1 protein-coding gene is annotated in these 2,749 nt (G+C 60.6%); it reads left to right on the top strand.

Going from position 1 to position 2,749, the window contains the following annotated elements; genetic code table 11:
• A partial coding sequence (locus AACX38_RS05505; RefSeq protein WP_228865869.1) for a non-ribosomal peptide synthetase occupies nt 1–2,749 on the top strand: 2,749 nt, incomplete at both ends.

Raw genomic sequence — 2,749 nt, forward strand, 5'->3', positions numbered from 1 at the left:
CCATGCAGGGACTCACTTCACGTCATCTGGCCTATGTGATTTACACTTCCGGCTCCACCGGCCAACCCAAAGGGGTCGCCGTCACCCACCGCAATACCGTGAACTTCCTGAGCTGGGCGAAACAGACGTTCAGCGCCGAAGAACTGGCCCAGACTTTGTTTGCCACTTCGCTGAATTTTGATTTGGCGGTGTATGAATGCTTTGCCCCGCTGATTTCGGGAGGCACGGTGCATCTTGTGGCCGATATTCTGTCACTGATTCATGCTCCGTCAGACACGGCGATAAGCCTGATCAATACCGTCCCTTCCGCCCTCCCATCGTTGATCAATGCGGGTGCCTTCCCCCCGTCCGTGCACACGGTGAATGTCGCCGGAGAAGCCCTGAAAGCCTCTCTGGTGGCGCAGTTGTTTGCCCACACAGATGTCCGGTCGGTATGTAATTTATACGGCCCTTCAGAGACGACCACTTATTCCAGCTGGGCACGGATGGACAGAGCCAGCGGCTTTGTTCCCCATATCGGCCGCCCGATTGCCAATACCCAAATCTATCTGCTTGACCGGGCCGGGCAGCCGGTCCCGCTGGGTGTCACCGGTGAAATTTACATCGGAGGGGCGGGGGTCACCCGGGGGTACCTGCATCGGCCTGACCTGACGGCTGAACGCTTTGTGGCTGATCCGTTCAGTTCCCAGCCGAATGCCAGACTGTATAAAACCGGTGATTTAGGCCGCTGGTTGCCGGAGGGCAATCTCGAATATCAGGGCCGCGCGGATTTTCAGGTCAAGATCCGCGGCTTCCGCCTTGAACCGGGGGAAATTGAGGCACAATTGCTGGCCTGTGAGGGGGTCAGGGCGGCCGTGGTGATGGCCCGTGAGGCGAATGACGGTGAAAAACGGCTGGTCGCCTACGTAGTGCCACAGCCGGATGTCGCGCTGGATACCGCCAGTTTGCGTGACCAGCTGCGTACCCGGCTGGCGGAGTTTATGATCCCCAGTGCCTTTGTCAGATTAGACGCTTTCCCGCTGACCCCGAACGGCAAACTCGATCGCAAGGCCCTGCCGGCCCCGGATCAGTCCGCCGTGATAACACGTGACTATGCTGAACCCGTGGGCGAGCTGGAAATCACATTATCGGAAATCTGGCAGAATTTACTGGGGCTGGAACGGGTCGGTCGTCACGACCATTTCTTTGAACTGGGGGGCCATTCCCTGATGGCCGTCAGCCTGATTGAACAACTGCGCCGCCGCGGGTACGCACTGGCGGTGCGCACCGTTTTCGCCACCCCCAGACTGGCGGAGATGGCGCAGGCGATACCGGTCCGGCAAGAGACGCCGGATGATGGGGTGCCGCCCAACCGTATTCCGGCCGGTTGTACACACATCACGCCCGAGATGCTGCCATTGGTGACGCTGTCACAGACGGCGATTGACACCATTGCGGCTTCCGTGACCGGCGGTCATGCCAATGTGCAGGATATCTACCCGCTGTCGCCGTTACAGGCCGGTATCCTGTTCCATTACCAGTTGCAGACGGCGCGGGATGCCTACCTGTTAAACAGTGTACTGGCCTTCGACTCCCGCGTTTACCGGGAGGACTTTCTGAACGCCCTGCAACAGGTGATTGACCGCCACGATATTCTGCGCACGGCGGTCTGCTGGCAGGGCCTGAGCCAGCCGGTGCAGGTGGTCTGGCGGCAGGCTGGCCTGACCGTGCATGACTTTATCCCCGCCTCCCCGGCCAATATCCCGGCACAATTGCAGGCAAGCCTGCCTTATCGGCTGGCTATCAGTCAGGCCCCGTTATTCGCCGCCAGTACGGCTTATGATACCGACAGCGGGGAATGGCTGCTGGCGCTCAGTGTCCACCATCTGGTCTGCGACCATATGACGCTGGCGCTACTCGTGGATGACATTCACGGCATATTGCAGGATAAAGGAGAGGCTCTGCCGCCCCCCTTGCCGTACCGTAACTTTATTGCCCAGACGCTGCGCGTCCCGGCTTCGGTGCATGAGGCGTATTTCCGTCAGCGACTGGCGGACATTGATGAACCGACTGCACCGTTCGGCTTGCTCAATGTACAGGAAGATGGCACTGACATAGCAGAAGCCCATTGGCCACTGGAGACCACACTGGCCCATACCCTGCGTGCGCAGGCGCGCCAATGGGGTATCAGTCCCGGCGTGCTGTTCCATGTGGCCTGTGCGCAGGTACTGGCCCACACCAGCGGCCGTGATGATGTCGTGTTTGGTACCGTGTTGTCGGGACGATTGCAAGGCAGCACCGGCGCCGATCAGGTCATGGGCATGTTTATCAATACCCTGCCGATCCGGATAGCCCTGAAAAATCGCAGTGTGCGGGACACCGTGCAGGCGACGGCGCAGGATCTGGCCGCCTTACTGGCGCACGAACAGGCCCCACTGGCGCTGGCCCAGCGGTGCAGCGGGGTTATGCCGCCGCTGCCCCTGTTCAGCGTCCTGTTCAATTACCGGCACAGCCCGTCAGACGCGGGGGACAATCCTGCCCGGGCCGGTATGCGTGTGTTGGTTTCGGAAGAGCGGACGAACTACCCCATCACCCTCTCCGTGGATGATCACGGGGACGGTTTCACCCTGGTGGCGCAGACCGTGGACGGGGTTGATCCGGACAGGATCGTGCATTATCTGCACACGGCCCTCAGTGCGCTGGCGGAGGCGCTGACCACGGACGCGCAACAACCGGTGCTCCGTTTATCCATTCTGCCGGCAGCAGAGCG

It is taken from the genome of Xenorhabdus sp. PB30.3 (assembly GCF_963895965.1).
Lineage (GTDB): Bacteria > Pseudomonadota > Gammaproteobacteria > Enterobacterales > Enterobacteriaceae > Xenorhabdus > Xenorhabdus stockiae.